The sequence below is a fragment of the Streptomyces rectiviolaceus genome (assembly GCF_039533825.1).
Classification (GTDB): Bacteria; Actinomycetota; Actinomycetes; order Streptomycetales; family Streptomycetaceae; genus Streptomyces; species Streptomyces rectiviolaceus.
In genome coordinates, this window is record NZ_BAAAUG010000009.1 from 1 (window position 1) to 25,648 (window position 25,648).

The window sequence follows — 25,648 nt, forward strand, 5'->3', positions numbered from 1 at the left end:
GTACCGGGAGCGGGCCCGCGAGGCAATCGCCCCGGCGCGGGGGCTCGACCCGGCCGCCGCGCGCAAGGCACTCGCGCCGACCGGCTACGCGGCGCCGCACCTGCCCGAGCCGTACGGACTTGGCGCGGGCCCCGTCCAACAGCTCGTCGTACAGGAGGAGTTGGCGGCCGCCGGGGTGCGCGTCAGCGATCTCGGGATCGCCACCTGGGTGGTGCCCTCGCTCATCGCGTACGGGACGGGCGAGCAGCAGGAGCGGTTCCTCGCGCCCACGCTCAGGGGCGAGCTGCTGTGGTGCCAGCTGTTCAGCGAGCCCGGTGCGGGCTCGGACCTGGCATCGCTGCGGACGAGGGCGGAACGCGTCGAGGGCGGCTGGCTGATCAACGGGCAGAAGGTGTGGACGAGCGCGGCGCAGTGGGCGGACCACGGGATTCTGCTGGCCCGCACGGATCCCGAAGCCCCCAAGCACAAGGGCCTGACGTACTTCCTCATCGACATGAAGCGGGCCGAGGGCGTCGACATCCGCCCGCTGAAGGAGATCACCGGGGACTCCCTCTTCAACGAGGTTTACTTCGACGACGTCCTGCTGCCCGCCGACGCGGTCGTCGGCGAGGTGAACGACGGCTGGCGCGTCGCACGCCACACGCTCGGCAACGAACGCGTCCACATGGCCGACCAGTTGACCTTCGACACCGGTCTGGAGGCGCTCATCGGGCGCGCCGGTGATCTCGACGGCGCCTGCCGGGCACGGATCGGCGCGCTCGCGGCCGAGGCGCACGCGCTGGCCTGCATCGGCCTGCGGACGACGATGCGGCAGGTGTCGGGCGCGGAGCCGGGGGCCGGGGCCTCCATCCGCAAGCTCGTGCAGACCCCGCATCAGCAGAAGGTCGCCGAGCTGGCCCTGGAGCTGCTCGGCGCGGCGGGCGCGGTCCGCGAGGGCGCCGGGGAACGGGCGCTGCACGGCTTCCTGATGTCGCGCTGCCTGACCATCGCGGGCGGCACCACGCAGGTGCAGCTGAACGTCGTCGCGGAGCGGCTCCTCGGCCTGCCGAGGGACCCCGAGCCGCGCCCCATCCTCTAGCCCGCGCCCCACCATCTAGGAGGACCAGGACAGTGAAGGCGTACATAGTCGGCGTCGGAATGACGAAGTTCGAGAAGCCCGAGACGCGGGACTGGCAGTACTGGGACATGGCGAAGGAGGCGGGCACCAAAGCGCTCGACGACGCCGGGATCGCGTACGGGCAGGTGGAACAGGTACCGGTCGGCTACTGCTTCCAGGCATCGACGGCAGGCCAGCGTGCCGTGTACGAGCTGGGCCTGACCGGCGTCCCCGTCTACAACGTCAACAACAACTGCGCGACGGCGTCGACCGCGCTGATGATGGCCAGGCAGTTCGTCGAGGGCGGCATCAACGACTGCGTGCTCGCGCTCGGCTTCGAGAAGATGGCGCGGGGCGCGCTGGGGGGCGGGAGCGACGGCGGAGACTTCAAGACGTCACCCGTCGCACGCCACTACGGCGTGATGGCCGCACGGCACGGCTTCGAGATGACCCCGCCGACCGCCCAGATCTTCGGCGGCGCGGCGCGCGAGCACATGGAGAAGTACGGCACGACCGAGGCGCAGCTCGCCGCGGTGGGTGCCAAGAACCACCGGCACTCGGTGAACAATCCGTACGCCCAGTTCCAGGACGAGTACACGGTCGACGAGATCCTCGCCGCCAAGACCATCCACCGCCCGCTCACCAAGCTGCAGTGCTCGCCGACCTCGGACGGGTCGGCCGCCGCGGTGGTGGTGTCGGAGAGGTTCGTGGAGCGGCACGGCCTTCAGGAGCGCGCCGTGGAGATCGCGGCGCAGGCGATGACGACCGACACGGGCGAGTCCTTCGCGTCGGGCTCGTGCATCGACGTCGTGGGGCAGCCGATGTCGAGGGCGGCGGCACGGCAGGTGTACGAGAGGTCGGGCCTTGGCATCGAGGACGTCGACGTCGTCGAGCTGCACGACTGCTTCTCCATCAACGAGCTCCTCACCTACGAGGCGCTCGGCATGTGCGCGGCCGGGGAGTCCGGGAAGCTCGTCGAGAGCGGGGCGACGACGTACGGCGGGCGGTGGGTGGTGAACCCGTCGGGCGGGCTGATCTCCAAGGGGCACCCGCTCGGTGCCACGGGGATCGCCCAAGTGGCCGAACTCACCTGGCAGTTGAGGGGTGAGGCGCAGGCGCGGCAGGTGGCGGGGGCGCGGGTGGGGCTCGCGCACAACATCGGGCTCGGGGGAGCGGCCGTGGTGACGCTGCTGAGGAAGGAGTAGCGGGTGATGGTCCCGGGGCGGCCCGAAGTCCTAGGACCCGCGGCCGAGGCGCACTGCGTCGAAACCCCGATGCATGGGTCACGCGATTCCTGAGAACATGCCCGTCATGGTCCAAACGCCCCCTGACACTTACATAGCCGCGACGTCGCGGAAGTCCGCGCCCGTGTGGGCGGTGCTGCTCGCCGCCTGCGCAGGGCAGTTCCTGGTCGTCCTGGACGTGTCGGTGGTGAACACCGCACTGCCCTCCATGCGGTCCGACCTGGGCATGAGCGCCGTCGGACTGCAGTGGGTGGTCAACGCGTACTCGATCGCCTTCGCGGGCTTCATGCTGCTCGGCGGGCGGGCCGGTGACCTCTTCGGCCGCAAGCGGATGTTCCTGGTCGGGCTCGGGCTCTTCACGGTGGCCTCGCTCGCGGGCGGGCTGGCGCAGGCCGAGTGGCAGCTGCTCGCGGCGCGCGCCGTGCAGGGGCTCGGCGCGGCGGTGCTCGCGCCCTCCACGCTGACGATCCTCACCTCGGCGGTGCCCGAGGGGCCCGCCCGGATACGCGCGATCGGGACCTGGTCGGCGGTGGGCGCGGGCGGCGGCGCGGCGGGCGGCCTCGTCGGCGGGGTCCTCACCGACCTGCTCTCCTGGCGCTGGGTGCTCCTGATCAACGTGCCGATCGGCGCCCTCGTCATCGTCGCGGGCGTTGCCTGGCTCACCGAGAGCCGGGCCGGCGAGGCGCGCCGCCTCGACGTGCCGGGCGCGGTGCTCGTGACGGCGGGGCTCGCCACACTCGCGTACGGGATCGTGCAGACGGAGGAGAAGGGCTGGACGGCGGCGGCGACCCTGGTGCCGCTGGCCGTGGGGCTCGCCCTGCTCGGCCTCTTCCTCCTGGTCGAGGCGCGGACGAAGGTTCCGCTGATGCCGCTGAAGCTGTTCCGCGTGCGGTCCGTCTCGGCGGCGAACGCGGCGATGTTCGTGTGTGGCGGCGGCATGTTCGCCATGTGGTTCTTCATGACGCTGTACGCGCAGAACGTCCTCGGCTACTCGGCGCTGAAGGCGGGCCTGGCGTTGATCCCCTCCTCGCTGACGATCGTCTTCGGCTCGAAGCTCGCGCCCCGGCTGATGCGGGTGCTCGGCGCGAAGAATGTCTCCGTGCTCGGGATCCTGGTGGCGGCGGCGGGGTTCGGCTGGCAGTCCCTGATGACCGCCGACGGCGGCTACGTCACCTCGATCATGCTGCCCGGCATCATGATGATGTTCGGCGCGGGTCTTGCCACGACGCCGCTCGCGTCCCTGGGGACGTCCGGGGCGGACCCCGAGGACGCGGGGCTCGTCTCCGGCTTGATCAACACCTCGCGGACGATGGGCGGCGCGCTGGGGCTCGCGGTCCTCTCGACGGTTTCCGCGTCGAGGATGGGGGGTTCGACCACTCCGGAGGCGCTCACCCAGGGGTACGCGATGGCGTTCCGGACCAGTGGGTGCATTTTGCTGGTGGGGGTCGTGGTGCTGCTGGTGTGGATGCCGCGGGAGGGGAGCGTCAGCGCGTCCGGCGATTGAGGACGAACTCGGCGGAGCCGGTGATCAACGGTGCGCAGGGCTTCGGGCCGGCTAGAGCCAACCCCGCTGCCGCGCCTCCCGCACCGCCTCCATCCGATTGCGCGTCCCCGTCTTTCCGATCGCCGCCGAGAGATAGTTCCGCACCGTCGACTCCGACAGATGCAGCTTCTCCGCGATGTCGCAGACAGTCGCCCCGTCCACGGAGGCCCGCAAGGCGTCCGCCTCCCGCGTCGTCAGCGGGCTCGGCCCCGCGCTCAGGGCCGCCGCGGCCAACGCGGGGTCGATCACCGTCTCGCCCCGCAGCGCCTGCCGGATCGCCTCCGCCAGGTCCTCCACCGGGCCGTCCTTGACCAGGAAGCCCACCGCGCCCGCCTCCATCGCCCGGCGCAGATAGCCGGGCCTGCCGAAGGTCGTGAGGATGAGGACTCGGCACTCGGGGCACTCGTCGCGCAGGTCCGCTGCCGCGTCGAGCCCGCTGCGGCCCGGCAGTTCGATGTCGAGGAGCGCCACGTCGGGGCGGGAGTTCAGCGCCGCGTCCACGATCTGGTCGCCCGCGCCGACCTGCGCGACGACCTCGATGTCCTGCTCCATGCCGAGCAGCAGCGCGAGCGCGCTCCGCATCATGCCCTGATCCTCGGCGAGCAGAACTCTGATCATGGGGTGCGCTCCTCCACAACGGGGCCGGGACCGGGGCCGGTGCTGAACTCGTTGACCGGCAGCTCCGCGGTGACCCGGAAGCCGCCGCGCGGTGCGGGGCCCGACTCCAGGGAGCCGCCCGCCGCCGCGAGACGTTCGGCCAGGCCTTTCAGCCCGCTGCCGGGCTTTGCCGAGCCTACGCCGCGGCCGTCGTCCGTGATCAGCAGCCGAGTCCGTTCGGCGGTGCCCGTCACCTCGATCTCGCAGCGGGTCGCCCTGGAGTGGCGTACGACATTCGTGGCGGACTCCCGGACGACCCAGCCGAGCAGCGCCCCCGTCTGCGGGGCAAGGGGCGGACCCGACTGGCGTACGACCGCCTCGATGCCCGCCGCGTCCAGGAGGTCGCGGGCCCGGTCGAGATCCGTGGCCAGGCTGCCCTCGCGGTAGCCGGTGACCGCCTCGCGGATCTCGGTCAGGGCCTGGCGGCCGACGGACTCGATGTCGGCGACCTGGCCGAGCGCCGCGTCCAGGTCACGGGGGGCCAGGCGGCGCGTCGCCTCCGCCTTCACGACGACCACCGAGAGCGTGTGGCCAAGGAGGTCGTGCAGGTCCCGGGAGAAGCGCAGCCGCTCCTTCTCGACCGCGCTGCGGGCCAACTCCTCGCGTGTGGCGCGCAGTTCCTTCACCGTCTCGGAGAGCGCGAGGATCGCGGCCGTCACCATGACGGAGAGGAACGTGCCGTACGCGATGCCCGCCGCGTCCCAGCCCTCCCGCAGCCCGCCGACCACCGCCGCGGAGATGCTCAGGGCGAAACCGGCGGGAACGAGCTGCTTGCCGCGCAGCACCGCGCCGGTCGCCAGGCCCAGCAGCGGGAAGAACATCAGCCAGCTGCCGCCGTAGCCGATGGCGAGGGCAAAAGTGACCGCGGCCAGCGCGAGCAGCAGGTGCTTGGTGGCGCGCGCCTCTCGTGCCTTCTTGTCGAAGGCGCGGAACACCACGGCGATATAGAGGGAGTTGAAGGCGAACAGGCCCACCCCGCCGATCCAGGGGTTGGCCGTCTTTCCCTGGAGGAGGTTGGAGAAGGAGCCCATGCCCATCAGGAGCCAGGGCAGCATCGCGAAGCCGTTGGGCGGGCCCAGGTCCTCGGGTCTGCTCCGCCCGGACTTCTCCTTCGCCCGCATCTCGGCGAGCTGCGCCCTGCTGCTGTGTCCCAAGGCCGCGAGACGTGTGTGCCTCTGCCAGAAGCCCTTCACCGGCATCGCTTCTCCTGTCGCGCCGTGGCGCCTCGTCGGCGTCGTCATGCGGTCCGCGCAGCCCGGCGGCCCCGGCGGTGCGAAGCACAGCGTACGAACCGAACGCCGGCAGGCCACGGGCCGCTCGCCGGGAACTGTCTTCGTCATGGCTCCGACGGTACGAATCAGGGGCCGGTCGGCGGCAGATGTGGATGTACGGACTCGGCCGGTACAAATGTCACAGGCCCGGAGAACGGCCCGCCGATCGCGTATCTGACGTGACGTCAGGAGTCTTCACAACTTCCGGACGCTCGGCTATACATGGGATCGCCGGACTGGAACGCGTTCTAGAACGGGCTCCTTCCGGCCCTGTTGCGACCTCGGTGCGACCGACGGTGCGGACGGCCGCACCGAGGTCTTCAGACTGGCCAAGGAGCTGCCACCACATGCCCATCGACGCCGCGAAAGCACTGGCCGCGGAGCCCAGGTCGGCCGAGATCACCTGGGATCACAAGGACATCCAGCTCTACCACCTGGGCCTGGGCGCGGGCGTCCCCGCCACCGATCCCGACGAACTGCGCTACACCCTGGAGTCCGGGCTGCACGTCCTGCCCAGCTTCGCGACCGTCGCGGGCGCGGGCATGGGCGTCGTCGGCGGGCTCTCGTCCCCTGGCATCGAGGTGAACCTGGCCGCGGTCCTGCACGGCGGCCAGAGCATCACCCTGCACCGCCCGATCCCGGTCAAGGGCAAGGCCGTCACCACCTCCAAGGTGGCCGCCGTGTACGACAAGACCAAGGCCGCGATCCTCGTCCTGCGCACCGAAGTGGCCGACGAGGACGGGCCGTTGTGGACCAGCGACGCCCAGATCTTCGTACGCGGCGAAGGCGGGTTCGGCGGCGAACGCGGCCCCTCCACCCGCCTCCCCGCCCCCGAGGGCGAGCCCGACAGGACCGTCGAGCGCCCCGTCCGCGAGGACCAGGCCCTGCTCTACCGCCTCTCCGGGGACTGGAACCCGCTGCACGCCGACCCCGAGTTCGCCAAGCTCGCGGGCTTCGACCGGCCGATCCTGCACGGCCTGTGCACCTACGGGATGACGCTCAAGGCGGTCGTCGACACGCTGCTCGGCGGTGACGTGTCGCGGGTGCGCGGCTACAGCACGCGCTTCACCGGGACCGTCTTCCCCGGGGAGACCCTGCGGATCCGGATGTGGCGCTCCGAGGGTCGCGTCCAAGTGGCGGTGACAGCAGTCGAGCGGGACGACGCGACGGTCCTCGCCGACACGATCGTCGAGCACGCCTGAAGCGCCGGACACGCCTGAAGCGTCGGACACGCCTGAGTTTCGTACGAGAGGAGCCGCACCATGCGCGCAGCCGTACTGCACGAGATAGGCCAGGACAAGCTCGAGGTCCTCGACGACGTCGAGGCGGTGGGCTTCGGCCCCGGCAAGGTGAAGATCCGGGTGCGGGCCACCGGCCTGTGCCACTCCGACGTCTCCGCGATGAACGGCGTACTGCCGCAGCCCGCGCCGTTCATCCCCGGCCACGAGGGCGCGGGCGAGATCATCGACGTCGGCGACGGCGTGAGCGGGCTCAGCCAGGGAGACAGGGTCCTGGTGTGCTGGCTGCCCGCCTGCGGCCAGTGTCCGGCGTGCAAGCGCGGCCAGAGCCAGCTGTGCCTCGCCGGGTTCATGAACGCGGGCACGCCCAACTTCAAGCGCCCCGGCGGTGATGTCTTCGGCTTCGCGGGTACGGGGACCTTCACCGAGGAGGTCGTGGTCGACGCGGGCTGCGCCGTGCCGATCCCGGACGACGTGCCCTTCGACATCGCGGCGCTGATCGGCTGCGGAGTGACGACGGGCCTCGGCGCGGCCATCAACACCGCTGATGTGAGGGCCGGTTCATCGGTCGCCGTCATCGGCTGCGGCGGCGTCGGCATCTCCGCGATCCAGGGCGCGCGGCTCAAGGGCGCGGCCCAGATCGTCGCCGTCGACCCGGTGGCATCGCGCCGCGAGGCCGCGCTGCGGTTCGGCGCGACGGAGGCGGTCTCCCCGGACGAACTCGCCGACGCAAAACAGCGGATCACTGCGGGCGAGGGCTTCGACTACGTCTTCGAGGTCGTCGGGAAGTCCGCCACGGCCCGCACCGCGTACGAGACGACGCGACGGGGCGGCACGCTCGTCGTCGTCGGCGCGGGCGCCATGGACGACAACCTCCAGCTGAACATGTTCGAGCTGTTCTTCGACGAGAAGAAGATCCTGCCGTCCATGTACGGCGGCGGCGACGTCCTGCAGTCCTACGAGCGGGCCATCGCGCTGTGGAAGGCGGGCCGGATCGACCTGGAGAGCATGATCACCCACCGGGTGCCGCTCTCCGAGATCAACGAAGCGCTTGACCAGATGCGTACGGGCGTCGCGCTGCGTACGTGCATCGAGATCTGAGAGGACCTTGATCCCAGATGTCACAGCCATTGCCATCGCCACTGCCACTCGAGGGTCTGGCCGCGATCGTGACGGGAGCGGGCCGGGGCCTGGGGCGAGCGGAAGCCCTGGAACTCGCCCGGCTCGGCGCGAGCGTCGTCGTCAACGACTTCGGAAAGACGGGCCGTGACGGCTCGGGCGAGGCGTCGGCGACGCCCGCCGAGGAGGTCGCGGCCGAGATCCGGGCGGCGGGCGGGCAGGCGGTCGCGCACCTGGGCGATGTCGCGGACCACGAACAGGCGCGCGGGCTCGTCCAGTTGGCGATCGACACGTACGGCAAGCTCGACATCCTGGTGAACAACGCGGGGATCCTGCGGGACCGGATGATCTTCTCGATGAGCGAGGGCGAGTGGGACTCGGTCATCCACGTCCACCTCAAGGGCCACTTCAACACGACGCACTTCGCGTCCGTGCACTGGCGTGAGCGGTCCAAGGCGGCGGGGGAGCCGGTCTACGGCCGGATCGTCAACACGTCGTCGGAGGCGTTCCTCGCGGGCTCCGCGGGCCAGCCGAACTACGCGGCGGCGAAGGGCGGCATCGTCGGCCTGACGACGTCGAGCGCGCTGGCCCTCGGCAAGTACGGGGTGACGGCGAACGTCATCTGCCCCCGGGCACGGACACGGATGACGGAGGATGTCTTCGCGGGCTTCCAGGAGCCAGGCGCGGGGGAGCTGGACGCGCTCGCTCCCGAGCATGTGGCGCCACTGGTCGGCTACTTGGCGTCGCCCGCGGCCGGTGGGGTCAACGGGCAGTTGCTTGTGGTCCACGGCGGCATGGTCGCCGTGGTCGAACGCCCCAAGGTGGCGGCGAAGTTCGACACGGCGAAGGGGGTCTTCACGTACGAGGAGCTGGACGGGGTTCTGTCGCCTTATTACGCGGGCCGACCCGCGAACGAGACCTTCGCGGCGTCCGAGGTGCTGGGCCTGAAGCGGGGTTGATTTTCCCCAACCCCGCCCCTTCCCGAAAACCGTGCCTGCGCCCCGGACCTACCTGGGGCTCCGCCCCAGACCCCGACAAGATGGCCTCAAACGCCGGCCGGGCTGAGAATCAGCCCGTCCGGCGTTTGAGGACGAACTCGGCGAAGCCGGTGATGACGTCCACCAAGGCCCCCGCGCCGAGCGGGTTTTCGGGAAGGGGCGGGGTTGGGGAGAGAGTCAGTTCTCGTTGCCCTGGCGGCGATGCCGCCCCCGCGGCGCCCCCGCCTCGTCACGCTCGGCCACAGGCCCCCGATGCCTACCGGCGCCGGAACTGCCCGCCGCCTCCCGCGGCTCGGGATTCCGCTCGGATTCCGTGCTGATCTCGGCTCTCATCAACATACTCACCCCGTAAACCTGTAACTCTGTAACTCTGCAAAGAAGATCGTTCGGTGTAGCCGGGCGAGTCTAACCAACGCCCCCACGCCCCGTGAGAGGCGCCTGCTGCAACGGAACGGGCCGCGCGGCGACCGGCGCGGGTGCCGCCTCCGGAGCGGGGAGTTCCGCCTCCGCGACCCCGCAGGGCACGGCCCCCGTCACGTACGGAAGGCGCAGCGACCCCTCCCGCGTCCACCACCCCGAACCAGCCAACCACCCCTCCGGAGCGGCCAGTTGATGCAGCTTCCGATCGGTGGGGCGCCACATGCCGAGCCAGCTGCCCGCCGCCCCGTCGATCCGCAGCGCCACCGCACAGCTCTCCGGCATCAGCGTCTGACCGGGCTGGATGGCGAACGGCGTCACCGCGAGGTCGGGCAGGCGCAGGCACTCGGGGAAGCGCACCGGGCGCGTACCGCCGAGGATCCCCCAGCCGAGCCGGTCGTGGCCCGGCGCGTCCGAGCGGATCAGGAGCAGCCCGCTGTCGGCGTCCGCGAGCAGCAGCCGGTCGTCGCTCTCGTCGGCGATCTGGAGGAGGGGCGACACCTCGCCGCATCGCTCCAGGTCCACCGCCACCGCCTTGACCCGGCCGTCAAGCTCCCGGTCCAGGGCCAGCATCCGTCCTGCCCCGTCCAGCCAGACCCCGCCCGAGCAGCGCCCGGGGATCTCGGCGATGTGCTCGGGTCCGAAGGCGCCGCCCGCCACCATCCACAGGGCCGTCGACCCCGCGCCCACCGCGAGCGCGTACGCGCGGCTGCCGACCGGTGACGGCGGCAGCAGTGTCAGCCGGGACTCCCCGCACTCCACGGCGCCGAGCGGCACCTCGCCGGTCTGCGGACCCGTCGGGTACAGGAGCGCGAACGTGTGCCGTCCGTCGGCGACACGGTGGATCAGAACGCGTCCGTCGGCCATCGGGAGCACCTCGGTGCCGGGCTCCTCGGGCTGGCTGCCGGGCAGGGGTACCGCGTACGGCTCGGGGGAGTCGAGGGTCCAGCGCTCGGGGAACCAGGAACCGTCTTCGTGGGCGAGCCGAGCGGCGTACGCACCGTTGGCGGTGATCACTGGGGGCGTCGCGGGCGTCGCGGGCGTCGCGGGCGTCGCGGGCGCCGGGTGAGCGGGCGCCGGGCGGGACGTCGGCGCGGTCATGGGCTCGGGCTCAAGCGTGGTCGCTGTCATGTGGGGGGCACCTCCGGGCCACGAAGCTAGTTTTCGCACGCACTGCCGTGGCACCTGTGGCCGCCCGCTTCACACAGAAGGGTGGCGATGTACCGATTCGCCTGAGGGGGCGGGGGTGGTTGTGCTGGGTGGGGAGAGGGCGCTTAAAGTAAGGCGAACCTAAGTGGCTGCGGGCCTGCGAAAGCGGCAGCCGCGGCACACCCCCTGGAGCATGGAGCACCGATGGCACCGTCTTCCCCGTCCCCGCGGTCCATACGACCCCGCCGCCACCGTGCCGCCGCCGCGGTCGCCCTCGCCGTGGCCGGCGCGCTCTCCCTCGCGGCCTGCGGGTCCGGCGACGGCTCCGGGAAGTCCGACGACGGCAGCGGCAGCAAGGCCGTCGCCCAGGGCGGCGACGACTTCTCCAAGGCCGCCGAGCAGACCGCGAAGATGGGCACCACCGCCAAGGCGGGCGAGTTCCCGCGCACCATCACGCACGCCCGCGGCAAGACCGAGCTCAAGACGCGGCCCGAGCGGGTCGTGGTCCTGGACGTCGGCGAGCTCGACAACGTCGTCTCGCTCGGCGTCAAGCCCGTCGGCTACGCCCCCACCGAGGGCGACGACGGCATCCCCGGCTACCTGAAGAAGGACGCGGGGAACCCCAAGGACGTCGGCACGATCAACGCCCTGAACCTGGAAGCGATCGCGAACCTCAAGCCGGACCTGATCATCGGCAGCGAACTGCGCGCGGCCAAGCTCTACCCGCAGCTCTCCAAGATCGCCCCGACCGTCTTCTCCATCCGCCCCGGCTTCACGTGGAAGGAGAACTACCTCCTGAACGCGGCGGCGCTCGACAAGACCGCGAAGGCGAAGACGAAGCTCGCCGCGTACGAGGAGAAGGCGAGGTCCCTGGGCCGCGACATCGGCGACGACAAGCCGACGATCACGATGCTCCGCTACATGCCGGACCGTGTCCGCCTCTACGCCAAGGCGTCCTTCATCGGCACGATCCTTCAGGACGCCGGTCTGCCCCGTCCCAAGAACCAGCAGGTCAACGACCTCGCCACGGAGATCAGCACGGAGAAGATCGACGAGGCCGACGCCGACTGGATCTTCACCGGCGTCTACGGCGACGCGAAGAAGACGGGCCGCTCCGAGGCCGAGAAGAACCCGCTGTGGAAGAAGCTCGGCGCGGTCAAGGACGGACAGGCGAAGGACGTTCCGGACGAGACCTGGTACCTGGGCCTCGGCGTGACGGCGGCGAATTCGGTGCTTGACGACCTCAGGTCCGACCTGGCCCCGTAGCCACCAAAGAGCCGCAGACGCGTCTGCCAAGCACCGAGCAGATGCGTCTGCGGCTTTTCCGTGCTTGCTCGCGCAGTTCCCCGCGCCCCTTAGGGGGCGCTCAGTAGCAGCCCGTAGCGGTGCGTGACGTACGACATGCCGAGCGCAGCGGGAAGGTAGCCTTTCCCCGTGCCCCGTCTGTCTGAAGTCATCGTCGCCCTCGACGCCCTGTGGCCCGCCGAACTGGCCGAGAGCTGGGATGCGGTCGGCACCGTCTGCGGCGACCCCGAAGCGGAGATCTCCCGGGTCCTCTTCGCCGTCGACCCCGTCCAGGACATCGTCGACGAAGCGGTGAGGCTCGGCGCCCAGCTCCTCGTCACGCACCACCCGCTCTATCTGCGCGGTACGACGACGGTCTCGGCGGACACCTTCAAGGGCCGCGTCGTCCACGACCTGATCAAGAACGACGTCGCGCTGCACGTGGCGCACACGAATGCGGACCGCGCCGATCCGGGCGTCTCCGACGCCCTCGCGGGCGCGCTCGACCTCCGGGTCGTCCGCCCCCTCGTACCGGACCCGGCCGACGCGCACGGCCGCCGCGGCCTCGGCCGGATCTGCGAGCTCGAACACCCCCTCACGCTCGCCGAACTCGCCGCCCGCGCGGCCGAGCGGCTGCCCGCCACCGCGCAGGGCATCCGGGCCGCGGGCGACCCGGAGCGGCTGATCCGCACGATCGCGGTCAGCGGCGGTTCCGGCGACAGCCTCTTCGACGACGTACGCGCGAGTGGCGTGGACGCCTTCCTCACCGCGGACCTTCGCCACCACCCGGCGTCGGAGGCCCGCGCACAGACTCCGCTCGCGCTGCTCGACGCCGCGCACTGGGCCACCGAGTGGCCGTGGTGCGAGCTGGCCGCCGCGCAGCTCGATCAGATCTCCGACCGTCACGGATGGGGACTTCGCGTCCACGTCTCCAAGACGGTCACCGACCCCTGGACCGCCCACGCGGCCTCGAATACCGACTCAACAGGAGCCCCCAACTGAACGCCGCGCCCGCCGACCAGATCCGACTCCTCGACATCCAGGCATTCGACGTACGCCTCCAGCAGCTGGCGCACAAGAAGAGGTCCCTGCCCGAGCACGCCGAGATCGAGTCCCTGAACAAGGACCTCACGCAGCTGCGCGACCTGCTCGTCGCCTCGACGACCGAGGAGAGCGACTGCTCCCGCGAGCAGACCAAGGCAGAGCAGGACGTCGACCAGGTGCGCCAGCGCGCGAACCGGGACCAGCAGCGCCTCGACTCGGGCGCCGCGACGTCCCCCAAGGACCTGGAGAACCTCCAGCGCGAGATCGCGTCGCTCGCCAAGCGCCAGGGTGACCTGGAGGACGTGGTCCTCGAGGTCATGGAGCGCCGCGAGTCCGCCCAGGAGCGGGTCTCCGAGCTGACGGAACGTGTCTCCTCGGTCCAGTCGAAGATCGACGACGCGACGGCGCGGCGTGACGCGGCCTCCGAGGAGATCGACCGCGAGGCCGCGACCGCCTCCAAGGAGCGCGAGGTCGTGGCGGGTTCGATCCCGGCAGACCTGCTCAAGCTCTACGACAAGCTCCGCGACCAGCAGGGCGGTGTCGGCGCGGCCAAGCTCTACCAGCGTCGCTGCGAGGGCTGCCGCCTGGAGCTGAACATCACCGAGGTGAACGAGGTGAAGGCGGCGTCCCCGGACACGGTCCTGCGGTGCGAGAACTGCCGCCGCATCCTGGTCCGTACGTCCGAGTCGGGTCTGTAAGGGACCGTGGCCGTGCGGGAGTTCATCGTCGAGGCCGACGGCGGGTCGCGGGGCAACCCGGGGCCCGCGGGCTACGGCTCGGTCGTCATCGACGCGGCCACCGGGGAGACCCTGCGGGAAGCCGCGGAGTACATCGGCGTCGCGACGAACAACGTCGCCGAGTACAAGGGGCTCGTGGCCGGTCTGAAGGCGGCACACGAACTCGACCCGGCAGCCTCGGTCCACGTCCGCATGGACTCCAAGCTCGTCGTCGAGCAGATGTCGGGCCGCTGGAAGATCAAGCACCCGGACATGAAGCCGCTCGCCGCCGAGGCCGCGCGGGTCTTCCCGTCGTCGCAGGTGACGTACGAGTGGATCCCGCGCGAGAAGAACAAGCACGCGGACCGGCTCGCCAACGAGGCGATGGATGCCGGTAAGCGGGGGGAGCGGTGGTCGCCGTCGGACTCGACGGCGGAGCTTGACGCGCGGGCCGCGCTTGCGGGCGCGGCCCCGGCCGACGTACGCGCCGCGGACAACGTGGCCGCGCAGGCCCCGTCCGTCGGCTGGGCGGCACCGGCGGATCTGGGCGCCCCCGCGACCTTCGTGCTGCTGCGGCACGGCGAGACCGCGCTGACGCCCCAGAAGCGGTTCTCCGGCAGCGGTGGCTCCGATCCCTCCCTCTCCGACGTGGGCCGGGAACAGGCCGAGCGCGCGGCGGCGGCGTTCGCGGCGCGGGGCACGATCCAGGCGATCGTCTCCTCGCCGCTGAAGCGCTGCCAGGAGACCGCGCAGGCCGTCGCCGCCCGCCTCGGCCTCGACGTACGCATCGACGACGGGCTGCGCGAGACGGACTTCGGGGCCTGGGAGGGCCTGACCTTCGGCGAGGTGCGGGAGCGTCAGCCGCAGGAGCTGAACGCCTGGCTGGCATCGCCCAAGGCCGCGCCGCCCGGCGGTGAGTCCTTCGCCGCGGTGGCCCGCAGGGTCTCGGCGGCGCGGGAGCGTCTCGTCGCCGAGTACGCGGGCCGCACGGTCCTCCTGGTCACGCACGTCACGCCGATCAAGACGCTGGTGCGCCTTGCGCTTGGCGCGCCGCCGGAGTCCCTGTTCCGCATGGAGCTCTCGGCCGCGTCCGTCTCGGCGGTGGCGTACTACGGGGACGGCAACGCGTCGGTACGACTGCTGAACGACACGTCGCACTTGCGGTAGGGGCTCAAGCCCCGTAAGGGGCGCGGGGAACTGCGCGAGCAACCACGAAGCACCGGCGGGTGCACACGCGGCAGAACCCCGGGGCGCGATCAGCGCAGAGCAGCCGCCTCGCGGGCCAGGGCCTCGACGCGGGGCCAGTCCTTCGCCGAGACCGCGTCAGCGGGCAGCATCCAACTGCCGCCCACGCAGCCGACGTTCTTCAGCGCGAGGTACGACGGCGCGGAGGCGAGGCCGATGCCGCCCGTCGGGCAGAAGCGGGCCTGCGGCAGCGGTCCGCCGAGCGACTTGAGGTAGGCGGTGCCGCCCGCGGCCTCCGCGGGGAAGAACTTCATCTCGTGCACGCCGCGCTCGATGAGCGCCACGACCTCGGACGTCGTCGAGACACCCGGCAGGAACGGCACCCCGGACGCCTTCATCGCGGCCAGCAGCGTGTCGGTCCACCCCGGGCTGACCAGGAAGCGGGCCCCGGCGTCGACGGAGTCCGCGACGCCCTGGGGCGAGATGACGGTGCCCGCGCCGACCACCGCGTCCGGCACCTCGGCGGCGATGGCCCGGATCGCGTCGAGCGCGGCGGGCGTCCGCAGGGTCACCTCGATCGCGGGCAGCCCGCCCGCCACCAGCGCGCGCGCCAGCGGCACGGCGTCGGCGAGGTCCTCCACGACGACTACGGGGACGACGGGGGCGAGATCGAGCACGGAGACGGAGGCCGCGGCGGAGGGGGAAGTCATGGCTGCATCCTGCCTCGGTGTACGCAGCATGCGCAAAGGGCGTTGCGCATGCTGCAACCGGTGGTCTACGGGGGTGTGCGGGGGTGTGCGGGATCAGTGGATCTCGCGCACCACCACGTCCAGCGCCCACGCCTTGCCTGCCTTCGCGGGAGCCTGCGCCTCCACCACGTGTCCGAGGTCCCGCAGCGCCTCGACCAGCTCGGCCGGGTCCTTCGGCTGCGTGCCGGTCTCCAGGAGGGAGCGGACGATCCGGCCCTTCGTCGCCTTGTTGAAGTGCGAGACGACGGAACGCTTCTCGACGCCGGTCGCCGGGTCGAGCTGCGCGTGCAGCACCCGCACCGTCGCCGTCCGGTCCGCGACCTCGCCCTTCGGCTTCCACGCGGCCGTGTACGCGGACGAACGCAGGTCGAGGACGAGTCCGCCGCCCGCCGCCTCGGGCATCGCCGAGGCCATCGGCGTACGCCAGTGGGCGCCGAGCGCACCGAGGCCCGGCAGCTTCACGCCCATCGAGCAGCGGTAGGAGGGGATGCGGTCGGTGATGCCGACGGCGCCCCACAGTCCCGAGAAGACGAGCAGCGAGCGGGCCGCGCGGCGCTTGGCCGCGGCGTCCAGGGTGGCGAGGTCCAGGGCGTCGTACAGGACGCCGGTGTAGATCTCCCCCGCGGGGCGCGCGCCCGCCGTGCGGAGCTCGGTGTTCTTCGTGACCTCGCCGCGCAGGCCCTCGCTCAGACCGAGTACGTCACGGGCCTTCTCCTCGTCCGCCACGCAGAGGTCGACCAGCTCGTCGAGCACAGCCTGCCGCGCGTCCGCGAGCGCAGGCAGGGAGAGCGACTCCGGCTTGAGCGGGGCGCCGCGGCCGGAGGGGGCCTTGCCTTCGGAGGGCGGCAGCAGGACGAGCATGGGTCTCCTTCGGAGGGTTACGGAAGGGGGCGCGGCCCCGCGCCAGGGTAATCGCCTCGGGGGGCGAGGGTCGCCCACGCCCACGCCCCGCCGTGCCGCTCCACCGTGCCGCCCCGCCCCCGGCGGCCTACGCTCGGTCCATGCCCCGTCGCCATCTCCGCGTGACCGGCGCAGCCGAAGCTCCGTTGCGGGGCGCGCTGCGTGAGCTGCGTACGAAGCTGGACGTTCCCGAGGCCTTTCCCGGGGACGTCATCGCCGACGCGGAGCGGGCCGTCGCCGCCCCACGGCTCCCCGCGCACGACGCGACCGACATCCCCTTCTTCACCATCGACCCGCCCACCTCCGTCGACCTCGACCAGGCGATGCACCTGTCCCGGCGCGACGGCGGCGGCTTCCGGGTGCGGTACGCCATCGCCGACGTCGCCGCGTACGTCACGCCGGGCGCGCCGCTCGACGCGGAGGCCCACCGGCGCGTCACCACCCTCTACTTCCCGGACGAGAAGGTGCCGCTGCACCCCACCTCGCTGAGCGAGGGCGCGGCGAGTCTGCTGCCGGGCCAGGACTGTCCCGCCGCCCTGTGGACGATCGACCTCGACGGGGAGGGGCGCGCCGTCTCCACCGACGTGCGCCGCGCCCTCGTACGCAGCCGCGCGAAGCTCGACTACGACGGCGTGCAGCAGGCCATCGACGGCGGCACCGCCGAGGAGGCCCTCGCGCTCCTCGGCGACATCGGGCGGCTGCGCGAGCAGCTGGAGGTCGAGCGCGGAGGCATCTCCCTCAACGTGCCCGAGCAGGAGATCGTCGAGCGGAACGGCGCGTACGAACTCGCCTTCCGCGCCCCGCTGCCCGCCGACGGATGGAACGCCCAGATCTCCCTCCTCACCGGCATGGCCGCCGCCGAGCTGATGATCCAGTCGGGTGCGGGGATCCTGCGGACCCTGCCCACCGCCCCGGACGGCGCCGTCGGCAGGCTCCGCCGCACCGCGAAGGCCCTGGAGGTCGACTGGCCGCACCACGTCCCGTACGCCGAACTCGTCCGCTCCCTCGACCCGCACCTGCCCCACCACGCCGCGTTCCTCCAGGAGTGCACCACGCTGCTTCGCGGCGCCGGCTACACCGCGTTCAGCGGCGGCGACGTCCCCGAACTCACCACGCACGCCGCCGTCGCCGCCCCCTACGCCCACTGCACGGCCCCGCTGCGCCGCCTCGTCGACCGCTACGCCGCCGAGCTGTGCCTGGCGGCGGCCGCCGGGGACGAGCCGCCTCAGTGGGTGCTCGCCGCGCTGCCCGAGCTGCCCAAGGAGATGGCGGACGGGACGCGGCGCGGCAACACCGTGGAGCGCGAGTGCGTGGACATCGTCGAGGCCGCGCTGCTCAAGGACCGGGTCGGCGAGATCTTCGACGGGGTGGTGGTGGACGTCCAGGAGCGTGAACCGGCCGTCGGGACCGTCCAGTTGACCGACCCCGCGATCGTCGCCCGCATCGAGGGCGGCACGGGTGGTCTTCCGCTGGGGGAGCGGCTGCGGGTGCGGCTCACGCAGGCCGAGCCGGGGACGGCGAAGGTTCAGTTCGCGCCTGCTTGAGGTCGGACCTGAGGGCGGTCCTGAGGGCGGACTTGAGGGCGGCAAGCAACCTCTCCGGCTCATCCGAGTGCAGCCGTACGGTCGTCACCGGCCGACGCCCGCCGAGGAAACCGACCGCCGTGACGGGCTCCGTCAGCTCCAGCGTGAGGGAGGTCTGCGCGGCGACCGGAATGTTGAGCACCCCGTCGGCGGCCTCGTGCGTGAAGCGCCGCTCACCGCTCACGGACGCGATCAGCTCCAGCGGTATCCGCAGGTCCCGGTGGGCGCCCTGGCGTACGCGGAGCGCGTCGGCGGACAGTACGTGCGGCCGGGTCACGGAGGCGGCGTGCACGCCGAGCATCAGGATGACGCCGTAGACGTCGATGACGAGCGTGATCGCGTGGAGCGTGGGCCAGTTCCGCAGCAGCACGGCCAACCCGATGGTCTCCACGACGCAGACGAAGACGAAGCCGTAGAGCATCGCGGCCTGATCGCGGGCGTGCCCGAACGCCAGATCCCCCTCGCGCACACCGTGCCGCCGCCGGGCCACCCACAGCGCGAGACTTCCGAGCACCCGCAGCTCGTGCCCGACGATCCGCCGCACCGGCACCGGCACGACGTCCCTGACCGCCGCGCGCCCACCCCGTCGGTAGACGAGGACGAGCCCCACGCCCTCGACGGCGAGCAGCACCAGGGCGACGGCCTCCACGCCGATGAGCACGTTCGTGGGGAGCGAGGCCCCCGACCCCGCCAACAGGCAGACGACCAGGACGAGTTCGACGGGTACGACCACCCAGGCGAGGCCCCGCACAAGCCCCTTCACCGCGCACCCCGCTCGATGAGCAGCCGCATCGCGCGGCGCACGGCCTCCGCCTGCGCGGGGGCGAAGTCGGAGAAGAAGGCGGCGAGGAACCGGTCGTCGCCGCTGCCGAGCCCGTCGGCCACCGCCCGTACGCCCTCCGTGCCCAGCTCCTCCAGGAGGGAGTCGGGCAGCGCCCCGGCGAGCGCCCCGGCGGCCTCGTCCACGGCCGCCTCCGTCCGCGGATCGGCGAGGTCGCTGTCCACGAGCGCGTCGAGCAGTGCGTACACCTCGTGCGCGCGCTCCACCGCACCCGGCGTGGTCAGGGCCGGGCGCATCGCGGCCAGAAGCCTGTCCCGGTCCTCCCGGGGCGCGGTCGTGTCGATCAGGGCGAGCAGCTCCCGGTCCTTCGCGGCCATCGCGGACTCGGGCGCATCGAGGCCAGCGGTGGAGCGGGCCAACTCGGCGAAGAACTCACCCAGCTCGGGCGATACGGGCCCCTCGGCGGACAGCACCCCGCGCTCCGGGTCGTCCAGCAGGACCCGCAGCCGCTCACGCCGCTCACGGATCGCGGCCTCCTGCCGGGCGAGATCCGCGTCCAGCTCGCCGAGCACCTCGGCGAGCTCGCGCCCCGCGTCGTCCGCGAGCACGTCCCGCACCTCGGCGAGCCCGAGCCCCAGCTCGGTGAGCCGCCGGATCCGCGCGAGCACGACGGCGTGCCGAAGCCCGTACTCCCGATATCCGTTGGACCGCCGCTCGGGCTCGGGCAGCAGCCCGAGGTGGTGATAGTGCCTGATGGCCCGCGTGGTGACACCGACGATGCCGGCGAGCTCCCCGATCCGCATCCCGTTCATGAGGTCATCCGCATCCCGTTCATGGGGCCAGTAGAAACGTTGACGCTGCGGCAAGGTCAAGCAGCGACGGGGCGGGACCCGCCGGGCGGGCGAAGCCTGACGGCCGCCTGTGATCCCGCGCCACGAGCGCCACGATTGAGGGAACAACTCCTGTTCCCTTGGACGGCGGATCGAGCGATGTCCCAGTCTGGCGGGCAACCGAGAAAAGGGGTGTGAAATGACTGCCAGGCCACGCGACCCGCTCACGCCGGCGGATGTCCTGCTGGAGGGCTTCCTGGCTCTGGACACGCCGGAGGGTTTCCGGGCGGAGCTGATTGAGGGGGAGATCGTCGTGATGCCCCCGCCGGATGGGGACCACGAGCACTGCCTCAGCCTGATCGTGGCGCAGGTGATCAGACGTTCCAGGACCGATATGCAGTTCTCTGGAAACAAGGGCCTGAAGCTGAAGAGCGGGGGCGCTTGCCCGACGAACCACGCCATCCCGGACGGCACCCTCGCTCCCACGGAGCTGCGGCTTTTCCGCGGCGCCGCCCCCTGGATGCCCTGTGACGGCGTAGCCCTGGTCGTCGAGGTCACCTCCACCAAACCGCAGGCGGACCGCGAGGCCAAGCGGCGCTGTTACGCACGCGGCGGTATCCCCCTCTACCTGCTCATCGACCGTGACGACTCCTCGGTGACGCTGTTCCGCGACCCGGAAGGTGACGACTACCGCGAGCACTGCACGCTCCCCTTCGGTAAGGCGGTGGCCCTGCCCGAACCGTTCGGCTTCGAGTTGGAGACCGCGGAGTTCGTCTGACCACGGAAGGTTCCCGGGCGTCCCCGGCGTTGCACTCCTGAGAGGCGACGACGGGGGAGCGGCATGAGCGCGGGAACGGTGCACGGCGGCGGCAGCGGTGGCGGTGGCGGGGAGCACGCCGTGTGGACCCGCGCCTCCCTCGGCCCGGGCGACGGCCCGCCCCTGGACCTCCTCACCGCCCGCTTCGACCAGCACCGCTACGCCCCGCACTACCACGAGGAGTTCACCGTCGGCGTCTGCGTCGGCGGCTCCGAGGTCATCGACTACCGGGGCGGGCGGCTGGACGTGGGGCCGGGATCCATCGTCGTACTCGCGCCCGGCGAAGTGCACACCGGCGGCCCGGGACGCCAGGGCGGATACGCCTACCGGGCGATGTACCCGGCGCCGCACCTCCTGGCCGAGGGCACCCTGACCGCACCGCACTTCGGCGACCCGGTCCTGCACGACCCCGAGCTGGCCGCGGCCCTGCGCACGGCGCACACCGAACTCAGCGGCAGCCACGACCCGTTGGAGGCCGAGTCACGGCTGCCCTGGCTGCTCACCGCCCTCGCCCGCAGGCACGGCACCGCCCGGCTCCTGTGCGACGCGGTGCCAGGCGCCGACCGCATAGCCCACGCCGTACGCGACCGCCTCGCCGACGAACTCCTGGCCCCGCCATCCCTCGCCGAACTGGCCGCGCCGCTCGGCCTCTCCCGCTACCAACTCCTGCGCGCCTTCCGTACGTCGACGGGGATGCCGCCCTACGCCTGGCTCGCCCAGCACCGCGTGACCCGGGCCCGCGCGCTCCTCGAGGCGGGGCTGCGGCCCGCGGAGGCGGCGTCCCTGGTGGGCTTCGCCGACCAGGCGCACCTGACGCGATGGTTCCGCCGGGTCCTCGGGGTGACCCCGGCGGCGTACCGCAACAGCGTTCAAGACGGCGGACGCCGAACGGCCTGAAACTGCCCGTATGACTGCACGCGGCTGGTTCCTCTTCTCCCTCATGGGCGTCCTCTGGGGCATCCCGTACCTGATGATCAAGGTGGCGGTCGAAGACCTCTCACCGTCCATGGTGGTCTTCACCCGCTGCGCGCTCGGCGCCGCGCTGCTGCTGCCCTTCGCCCTGCGGCAAGGGGGCCTCACCCGCGTCCTGCGCACCCACTGGAAGCCGATGCTCGCCTTCGCCTGCATCGAGATCCTGGGCCCTTGGTGGACCCTGACGGACGCCGAGCGCCGCCTCTCCAGCTCCACGGCGGGCCTGCTGATCGCCGCCGTACCGATCATCGGCGCCGTCCTGGCCCGCTTCTTCGGCGACACGGAGCGTCTTGGCGCCCGCCGCCTCACGGGCCTCGGCCTGGGCCTCGCCGGAGTGGCCGTCCTGACCGTCCCGCACCTCACCGGCGGCGACGCCTGGTCCCTCACGGAGGTCCTGCTCACGGCGACCGGCTACGCGATAGCCCCGCTGATCGTGGCCCGCCACCTCAAGGCGGTCCCCACGCTCCAACTGATAGCCCCCTGCTTGACCTTGGCAGCAGTCGTCTACGCCATCCCGGCGGCGGCGACCTGGCCGACGACGCTGCCGACCCCGCAGACCCTGGCCTCCCTCGCGGGCCTCGGCGTCATCTGCACGGCCCTGGCCTTCGTCGTCTTCCTCGAACTCATCCGGGAGGCGGGCCCGACCCGCGCGGTCGTCTTCACCTACGTGAACCCGGCGGTGGCGGTGGCGGCAGGCGTCGCGTTCCTCTCCGAACCCCTCACGGCGGGCATCGCGGCGGCCTTCACACTCATCCTGGCGGGCTCGTTCCTGGCGACGGGGGCGTCAGCGGGGCGGACCTCCGGCACACGGCGGGTAGCATGGTCGACACGGCAGACGAGCCGGGCGGACGGCCGCGTGAAGCTCCCCTCACCAGGGGCTCTTCCCGAGGAACGTCCGGGCTCCACAGGGCAAGGTGGTGGCTAACGGCCACCCGGGGTGACCCGCGGGACAGTGCCACAGAAAACAGACCGCCGGAGGCCTCGGCCTCCGGTAAGGGTGAAACGGTGGTGTAAGAGACCACCAGCGCCTGAGGTGACTCAGGCGGCTAGGTAAACCCCACCTGGAGCAAGGTCAAGAGGGGCCCTGGAGACAGGGCCCTGCGCGGATGATCGAGGGCTGCCCGCCCGAGTCCGCGGGTAGACCGCACGAGGCCCGCAGCAATGCGGGCCCTAGATGGATGGCCGTCTCCCCGGCCGCCGCGAGGCGCCCGGGCGACAGAACCCGGCGTACAGCCCGACTCGTCTGCCGCTTACGCCCCTGATCGGGGCGGAACGGCTCACTTCATGATCCACAGGGCTCTTGGCGATGGAGAACGAGGGCGCTTCAGCGCTGCTCTGGGATGTCACCCTTGCCCTTTGAGTGCACTTCCAAGACTTGTCGCCCCTGCCCGGTCCGCGGGTTCCGTGGCCGCACTTGGGCTCTCCTGCCCGCACGGTCTCGTGTTGCGGCGCGGTAGCCGATCAGGGCGGCAAGCACGGTTGATGCTCCGCCGATCAACGCTGCCAAGACAGTGGAATCCACAGGTCCTGCCCCCTCTGCAGTCTTCGGCCACCAGCGACGGAGAGCCACCGCCGCTCAGACGTGTGCCTACCGGCATACCCGAAGACTCGTATCTGCATTCGGTGGGAGGGTCTCCGAAGGTTTGAGAGGGACTCAGAACACCGAAAGCCCCGTAAGCGTCGTGAACCGGTCCAGTGCCGCCACCCCCGAGACCGAATTGCCCCGCTCGTCCAGGCCCGGGCTCCAGACGCAGAGTGTGCAGTGGCCGGGGACCACGGCGATGATGCCGCCGCCTACGCCGCTCTTGCCGGGCAGGCCCACGCGGTAGGCGAATTCGCCCGCCGCGTCGTACGTCCCGCAGGTCAGCATGATCGCGTTGACCTGCTTGGCCTGGCTGCCGCTGAGCAGGCGGGTGCCGTCGGCGCGGATGCCGCGGCGGGCGAGGAAGCCGGTGGCGAGGGCGAGGTCGGCGCAGGACGCCTCGACGGAGCACTGGCGGAAGTACTGGTTCAGGAGGACCGGGACCGGGTTGCCGATGTTTCCGTACGACGCCATGAAGTGGCCGAGCGCGGCGTTGCGGTCCCCGTGGGCGGACTCGGATGCCGCGACGGCCTCGTTGATGGAGAGTTGGTCGTTGCCGCTCTCCGCGCGGAGGAACGCGATGAGGGCCTCCGCCGCGTCGCCCGTCTGGGTCTGGAGGCGGTCGGTGACGACGAGCGCGCCCGCGTTGATGAAGGGATTGCGCGGGATGCCGTTCTCGTACTCCAGCTGCACGAGCGAGTTGAAGGGGTTGCCGGACGGCTCACGGCCCACGTGCTCCCACAGGGCGTCGCCCTCGCGCGCCAGGTCGAGCGCGAGGGTGAACACCTTGGTGATGGACTGCGCGGAGAACGGCTGCCGCCAGTCACCCACCCCGTACACCGTGCCGTCCGGCTCCGCGACGGCCATGCCGAAGCGGTCCGGGTCGCAGGCCGCGAGCGCCGGAATGTAGGCGGCGGGTCGGCCACGCCCCGGCATCTCGCCGATCTCGGCCGCGATGCGGTCCAGGACCGGCTGGAAGGTCAGGGACGGCTTCGACTTCGTCATGATCGCCATTCTGGACCGTCGTGGGCCGGGCGCCATCTCAGGGGCGCGGGGGACTCTTACGCGCCCTGCGAGCCCGCCAGCACCTCCGGGCGGAGCAGCTCCGCCAGGCGCTCCGCGGGCAACAGGCCCTTCTCCAGGACGAGTTCCGCCACACCCCGCCCCGTGGCGAGTGCCTCCTTGGCGATGGCGGTGGCCGCCTCGTACCCGATGTGGGGATTGAGCGCGGTGACCAGGCCGATGGAGTTCTCGACCGCCGCGCGGAGTGAGTCCGTGTTGGCCGTGATTCCGGCGACGCACCGCTCGGCGAGCGTCAGGCAGGCGGCGCGCAGATGCGTGAGGCTCTCGGACAGGGAGTGCAGGATGATCGGCTCGAACGCGTTCAGCTGCAGCTGCCCCGCCTCCGCAGCCATGGTGATCGTGACGTCGTTGCCGATCACCTCGAAGGCGACCTGATTGACCACCTCGGGGATCACCGGGTTCACCTTGCCCGGCATGATGCTCGAACCGGCCTGCACCGGCGGCAGGTTGATCTCGTTCAGGCCCGCGCGCGGCCCGGACGACAGGAGGCGCAGGTCGTTGCAGCTCTTGGAGAGCTTCACCGCGATCCGCTTCAGGACCCCGGACATCTGGACGAACGCCCCGCAGTCCTGGGTCGCCTCGACCAGGTTCGCCGCCGTCACCAGCGGAAGTCCGGTGATGGTTGAGAGGTGCCCGCGCGCCGCCTCGGCGTAGCCCGCGGGCGCGTTGAGCCCGGTGCCGATCGCCGTCGCGCCCAGATTGATCTCGTGGATCAGCTCGACGGCCTCGGCGAGCCGGCTGCGGTCCTCGTCCAGCATGACCGCGTACGCCGAGAACTCCTGCCCGAGCGTCATCGGCACGGCGTCCTGCAACTGCGTACGCCCCATCTTCAGGATGTCGCGGAACTCGACCGCCTTGGCCGAGAAGGCGTCCTGCAGCACGGCCATCGCCTGCAGGAGCTCGCGCACCGCGAAGACCGTGCCGATCTTGACGGCCGTCGGGTAGACGTCGTTGGTCGACTGCCCGAGGTTGACGTCCTCGTTCGGGTGCAGGAACTCGTAGGCGCCCTTGGCGTGGCCGAGCAGTTCAAGGGCCCGGTTCGCGACGACCTCGTTGGCGTTCATGTTCGTCGACGTGCCCGCCCCGCCCTGGATGACGTCCACGACGAACTGGTCGTGCAGCTTGCCGTCGCGGATCTCCCGGCAGGCCTCGACGATGGCCGCCGCCTTGCGGGGCTCAAGGAGGCCGAGCTCCTCGTTGGCGAGTGCGGCGGCCTCCTTGACCGCGGCGAGCGCCTCGATCAGGTGCGGGTACGTGGAGATCGGGGTTCCCGTGATGGGGAAGTTCTCCCTGGCGCGCAGGGAGTGGACACCCCAGTACGCATCGGCGGGGATGTCACGGTGGCCGAGCAGATCGTGCTCGCTTCGGACGGTCATGACGGTCATGGTGG

Annotated in this window: 22 protein-coding genes, 1 other RNA gene and 1 pseudogene; 15 read left to right on the top strand and 9 right to left on the bottom strand. The window is 71.5% G+C overall.

The features are described from left to right. The 3 genes from ABD378_RS00665 to ABD378_RS00675 all read left to right on the top strand — a co-directional run. The coding region (locus ABD378_RS00665; protein WP_344518249.1) for an acyl-CoA dehydrogenase family protein at positions 1-1,078 on the top strand (1,078 nt) is incomplete at its 5' end. 32 nt (positions 1,079-1,110) lie between these two features. Continuing rightward, the gene (locus ABD378_RS00670) at positions 1,111-2,301 is read left to right on the top strand and encodes a lipid-transfer protein (protein WP_344518250.1); all 1,191 of its coding nucleotides are present in this window, start codon (positions 1,111-1,113) and stop codon (positions 2,299-2,301) included. Between the two features lie 106 nt (positions 2,302-2,407). Continuing rightward, the gene (locus ABD378_RS00675) at positions 2,408-3,844 is read left to right on the top strand and encodes an MFS transporter (RefSeq protein WP_344518251.1); all 1,437 of its coding nucleotides are present in this window, start codon (positions 2,408-2,410) and stop codon (positions 3,842-3,844) included. 51 nt (positions 3,845-3,895) lie between these two features. Here the strand turns inward: ABD378_RS00675 and ABD378_RS00680 are convergent, their stop codons facing one another. Continuing rightward, the gene (locus ABD378_RS00680; RefSeq protein ID WP_344518252.1) at positions 3,896-4,501 is read right to left on the bottom strand and encodes a response regulator; all 606 of its coding nucleotides are present in this window, start codon (positions 4,499-4,501) and stop codon (positions 3,896-3,898) included. Beyond that, a complete protein-coding gene (locus ABD378_RS00685; RefSeq protein ID WP_344518377.1) occupies positions 4,498-5,661 on the bottom strand; it encodes a sensor histidine kinase in 1,164 nt (387 codons plus the stop codon). The genes ABD378_RS00680 and ABD378_RS00685 overlap by 4 nt, the downstream gene beginning before the upstream one ends. A gap of 497 nt (positions 5,662-6,158) precedes the next feature. On the opposite strand from ABD378_RS00685, the gene ABD378_RS00690 reads away from it, so the two are divergent. The 3 genes from ABD378_RS00690 to ABD378_RS00700 are packed head-to-tail and all read left to right on the top strand — an operon-like array spanning position 6,159 to position 9,127. Beyond that, positions 6,159-7,013 carry a MaoC/PaaZ C-terminal domain-containing protein gene (locus ABD378_RS00690; RefSeq protein ID WP_344518253.1) on the top strand — a complete coding sequence of 285 codons (855 nt, stop codon included), beginning with the start codon at positions 6,159-6,161 and terminating at the stop codon, positions 7,011-7,013. Between the two features lie 60 nt (positions 7,014-7,073). After that, positions 7,074-8,150 carry a Zn-dependent alcohol dehydrogenase gene (locus ABD378_RS00695; RefSeq protein WP_344518254.1) on the top strand — a complete coding sequence of 359 codons (1,077 nt, stop codon included), beginning with the start codon at positions 7,074-7,076 and terminating at the stop codon, positions 8,148-8,150. A 17-nt stretch (positions 8,151-8,167) separates the two neighbouring features. After that, positions 8,168-9,127, top strand: coding sequence for a 3-oxoacyl-ACP reductase (locus ABD378_RS00700; RefSeq protein ID WP_386545296.1), 960 nt, complete (start codon positions 8,168-8,170; stop codon positions 9,125-9,127). 444 nt (positions 9,128-9,571) lie between these two features. Here ABD378_RS00700 and ABD378_RS00705 read toward each other — a convergent pair whose 3' ends face one another. Then, positions 9,572-10,714, bottom strand: coding sequence for a hypothetical protein (locus tag ABD378_RS00705; protein WP_344518255.1), 1,143 nt, complete (start codon positions 10,712-10,714; stop codon positions 9,572-9,574). A gap of 222 nt (positions 10,715-10,936) precedes the next feature. On the opposite strand from ABD378_RS00705, the gene ABD378_RS00710 reads away from it, so the two are divergent. The 4 genes from ABD378_RS00710 to ABD378_RS00725 all read left to right on the top strand — a co-directional run bounded on the left by ABD378_RS00710 (position 10,937) and on the right by ABD378_RS00725 (position 14,943). Beyond that, positions 10,937-11,998, top strand: coding sequence for an ABC transporter substrate-binding protein (locus ABD378_RS00710; RefSeq protein WP_344518256.1), 1,062 nt, complete (start codon positions 10,937-10,939; stop codon positions 11,996-11,998). A gap of 168 nt (positions 11,999-12,166) precedes the next feature. Next, complete coding sequence (locus ABD378_RS00715; RefSeq protein WP_344518257.1) at positions 12,167-13,018, top strand: Nif3-like dinuclear metal center hexameric protein; 852 nt, start codon at positions 12,167-12,169, stop codon at positions 13,016-13,018. Further along, the gene (locus ABD378_RS00720) at positions 13,015-13,758 is read left to right on the top strand and encodes a zinc ribbon domain-containing protein (protein WP_344518380.1); all 744 of its coding nucleotides are present in this window, start codon (positions 13,015-13,017) and stop codon (positions 13,756-13,758) included. Before ABD378_RS00715 ends, ABD378_RS00720 begins: the two co-directional genes overlap by 4 nt. Positions 13,759-13,770: 12 nt before the next feature. Further along, positions 13,771-14,943, top strand: a complete 1,173-nt coding sequence (locus ABD378_RS00725) for a bifunctional RNase H/acid phosphatase (RefSeq protein WP_344518258.1) — start codon at positions 13,771-13,773, stop codon at positions 14,941-14,943. A gap of 89 nt (positions 14,944-15,032) precedes the next feature. On the opposite strand, the gene eda is transcribed toward ABD378_RS00725, so the two are convergent. Both eda and yaaA read right to left on the bottom strand, forming a co-directional pair. Further along, a complete protein-coding gene (gene eda / locus ABD378_RS00730) occupies positions 15,033-15,671 on the bottom strand; it encodes a bifunctional 4-hydroxy-2-oxoglutarate aldolase/2-dehydro-3-deoxy-phosphogluconate aldolase (RefSeq protein WP_344518259.1) in 639 nt (212 codons plus the stop codon). 93 nt (positions 15,672-15,764) lie between these two features. Next, positions 15,765-16,571: a peroxide stress protein YaaA gene (yaaA, locus tag ABD378_RS00735; protein WP_344518260.1), complete on the bottom strand. Its 807-nt coding sequence runs from the start codon at positions 16,569-16,571 to the stop codon at positions 15,765-15,767. A 140-nt stretch (positions 16,572-16,711) separates the two neighbouring features. On the opposite strand from yaaA, the gene ABD378_RS00740 reads away from it, so the two are divergent. Further along, positions 16,712-18,154, top strand: coding sequence for an RNB domain-containing ribonuclease (locus tag ABD378_RS00740; RefSeq protein ID WP_344518261.1), 1,443 nt, complete (start codon positions 16,712-16,714; stop codon positions 18,152-18,154). Here the strand turns inward: ABD378_RS00740 and ABD378_RS00745 are convergent. Then, positions 18,105-18,956: a hypothetical protein gene (locus tag ABD378_RS00745; protein ID WP_344518262.1), complete on the bottom strand. Its 852-nt coding sequence runs from the start codon at positions 18,954-18,956 to the stop codon at positions 18,105-18,107. The two genes, ABD378_RS00740 and ABD378_RS00745, sit on opposite strands and share 50 nt — an antisense overlap. Then, complete coding sequence (locus tag ABD378_RS00750; RefSeq protein WP_344518381.1) at positions 18,953-19,777, bottom strand: MerR family transcriptional regulator; 825 nt, start codon at positions 19,775-19,777, stop codon at positions 18,953-18,955. Before ABD378_RS00750 ends, ABD378_RS00745 begins: the two co-directional genes overlap by 4 nt. 226 nt (positions 19,778-20,003) lie before the next feature. On the opposite strand from ABD378_RS00750, the gene ABD378_RS00755 reads away from it, so the two are divergent. From ABD378_RS00755 to rnpB, 4 genes and pseudogenes are all read left to right on the top strand, one after another. After that, a complete protein-coding gene (locus ABD378_RS00755) occupies positions 20,004-20,582 on the top strand; it encodes a Uma2 family endonuclease (RefSeq protein ID WP_344518263.1) in 579 nt (192 codons plus the stop codon). 63 nt (positions 20,583-20,645) lie between these two features. After that, positions 20,646-21,518 carry a helix-turn-helix domain-containing protein gene (locus ABD378_RS00760; protein WP_344518264.1) on the top strand — a complete coding sequence of 291 codons (873 nt, stop codon included), beginning with the start codon at positions 20,646-20,648 and terminating at the stop codon, positions 21,516-21,518. Positions 21,519-21,591: 73 nt separating this feature from the next. After that, a pseudogene (locus ABD378_RS44090) lies at positions 21,592-22,308 on the top strand (DMT family transporter); the annotation flags it as partial. 121 nt (positions 22,309-22,429) lie between these two features. Continuing rightward, an RNA gene (gene rnpB / locus ABD378_RS00775) (RNase P RNA component class A) lies at positions 22,430-22,839 on the top strand. Between the two features lie 408 nt (positions 22,840-23,247). On the opposite strand, the gene ABD378_RS00780 is transcribed toward rnpB, so the two are convergent. Together ABD378_RS00780 and aspA are read right to left on the bottom strand one after the other, a co-directional pair. After that, a complete protein-coding gene (locus ABD378_RS00780; RefSeq protein ID WP_344518268.1) occupies positions 23,248-24,189 on the bottom strand; it encodes a glutaminase in 942 nt (313 codons plus the stop codon). 47 nt (positions 24,190-24,236) lie between these two features. Continuing rightward, complete coding sequence (aspA, locus tag ABD378_RS00785; protein WP_344518269.1) at positions 24,237-25,643, bottom strand: aspartate ammonia-lyase; 1,407 nt, start codon at positions 25,641-25,643, stop codon at positions 24,237-24,239. Between the last annotated feature and the right edge of the window lie 5 nt (positions 25,644-25,648).

Excerpts from the sequence above, each read along its gene's own strand:
- ABD378_RS00675 (WP_344518251.1), top strand. The coding sequence starts at position 2,408 with ATGGTCCAAACGCCCCCTGACACTTACATAGCCGCGACGTCGCGGAAG.
- ABD378_RS00680 (WP_344518252.1), bottom strand. The coding sequence starts at position 4,501 with ATGATCAGAGTTCTGCTCGCCGAGGATCAGGGCATGATGCGGAGCGCG.
- ABD378_RS00685 (WP_344518377.1), bottom strand. The coding sequence starts at position 5,661 with ATGCGGGCGAAGGAGAAGTCCGGGCGGAGCAGACCCGAGGACCTGGGC.
- ABD378_RS00690 (WP_344518253.1), top strand. The coding sequence starts at position 6,159 with ATGCCCATCGACGCCGCGAAAGCACTGGCCGCGGAGCCCAGGTCGGCC.
- ABD378_RS00695 (WP_344518254.1), top strand. The coding sequence starts at position 7,074 with ATGCGCGCAGCCGTACTGCACGAGATAGGCCAGGACAAGCTCGAGGTC.
- ABD378_RS00700 (WP_386545296.1), top strand. The coding sequence starts at position 8,168 with ATGTCACAGCCATTGCCATCGCCACTGCCACTCGAGGGTCTGGCCGCG.
- ABD378_RS00705 (WP_344518255.1), bottom strand. The coding sequence starts at position 10,714 with ATGACAGCGACCACGCTTGAGCCCGAGCCCATGACCGCGCCGACGTCC.
- ABD378_RS00710 (WP_344518256.1), top strand. The coding sequence starts at position 10,937 with ATGGCACCGTCTTCCCCGTCCCCGCGGTCCATACGACCCCGCCGCCAC.
- eda (WP_344518259.1), bottom strand. The coding sequence starts at position 15,671 with ATGACTTCCCCCTCCGCCGCGGCCTCCGTCTCCGTGCTCGATCTCGCC.
- yaaA (WP_344518260.1), bottom strand. The coding sequence starts at position 16,571 with ATGCTCGTCCTGCTGCCGCCCTCCGAAGGCAAGGCCCCCTCCGGCCGC.
- ABD378_RS00740 (WP_344518261.1), top strand. The coding sequence starts at position 16,712 with ATGCCCCGTCGCCATCTCCGCGTGACCGGCGCAGCCGAAGCTCCGTTG.
- ABD378_RS00750 (WP_344518381.1), bottom strand. The coding sequence starts at position 19,777 with ATGCGGATCGGGGAGCTCGCCGGCATCGTCGGTGTCACCACGCGGGCC.
- ABD378_RS00755 (WP_344518263.1), top strand. The coding sequence starts at position 20,004 with ATGACTGCCAGGCCACGCGACCCGCTCACGCCGGCGGATGTCCTGCTG.
- ABD378_RS00760 (WP_344518264.1), top strand. The coding sequence starts at position 20,646 with ATGAGCGCGGGAACGGTGCACGGCGGCGGCAGCGGTGGCGGTGGCGGG.
- ABD378_RS00780 (WP_344518268.1), bottom strand. The coding sequence starts at position 24,189 with ATGGCGATCATGACGAAGTCGAAGCCGTCCCTGACCTTCCAGCCGGTC.
- aspA (WP_344518269.1), bottom strand. The coding sequence starts at position 25,643 with ATGACCGTCATGACCGTCCGAAGCGAGCACGATCTGCTCGGCCACCGT.